We start from the raw sequence: 876 nt of genomic DNA, 5'->3' as shown, positions 1-876 counted from the left end.
AACAGTGAGAGGAAGGAACACCAATGCCAGCCATTCTCGGCACGGGCGAGCACCGCTACCGCGTCGTCGAAAACTTCGCCAAGCTCCCTGACGGCTGGCAGCTCACCGACGAATATGACGGCGGTCTCGCCGAGCTGAAGGCACTCGACCGGTCGAAGCTACCCGAGCGCGACGTCCCGCTGCTGAATGCCACGGTGCAGCTCGCGCTCGACATCCGCAAGCCGTTCCCCGGCGGATCCGCCGCCGCCGAAAAGCCTCCGGCAACGCCGGCGCGTCTCGATCTGGCGTCATCGACCGTGACGCTGGCGCGCGCGCAGAAGCAGCTCGGCGAACTCGAACTCCTCACCAGGGACCGCCGTCCATGACCAAGCTCACTGGAACCTCCGGACAGCTTTTCTCGGGCCTCGCCGAGAGCCTCAACATGCGCGGGACGTCGCGTTCGGCAAAGAACGCCGGAGCGAAATCGCAGGGAAGCTCCTCGTTCAACGATCTGCTCCACACCGTCTCGAACCTCGCCAGGCAGGCCCTGAAGGATGACGGCAGCGAGACGATCGCGAAGACCGGAACGCTGCGCCCGCGTCTGGCTCATTCGGTCGAAAAGGAGAGGACGAAGGACGCGGCGGTGCAGGAACACATCGCGGCATCCGAGCGAGCAAAGTCCACGAAGGAGCCTTCCGACAGGAAGACCGACAGATCGTCGGACAAACAACGTCCGGTCGATCATGCCGCAGACGTCCAGGACCAGTCAGTCGTGGCCGTCGTGATCGGGCAGGAGATCGCTGCCGCGCCTGCCGCGAAGCCGCAAACGCAATCCGCCGGTAAGGACGCGACCGCGCGCGACGAGCGGTCCTCCACGACGAAGCGCGAGGTTCAGGG

The 876-nt window shown here is 65.4% G+C and carries 2 pseudogenes; both read left to right on the top strand.

Features of this window, described 5'->3' with window-relative positions:
- Positions 1-101 precede the first annotated feature (101 nt).
- Positions 102-365 (top strand): annotated as a pseudogene (locus MOV75_RS39950) (chemotaxis protein); the annotation flags it as partial.
- Positions 362-876: pseudogene (locus tag MOV75_RS39945) on the top strand (flagellar hook-length control protein FliK); the annotation flags it as partial. The pseudogenes MOV75_RS39950 and MOV75_RS39945, both read left to right, overlap by 4 nt.

This window comes from Bradyrhizobium sp. PRIMUS42, assembly GCF_023006515.1.
Classification (GTDB): domain Bacteria; phylum Pseudomonadota; class Alphaproteobacteria; order Rhizobiales; family Xanthobacteraceae; genus Bradyrhizobium.
The sequence above is the reverse complement of the archived record's forward strand: the minus strand, read 5'-3'. Positions and strand labels throughout refer to the sequence as shown.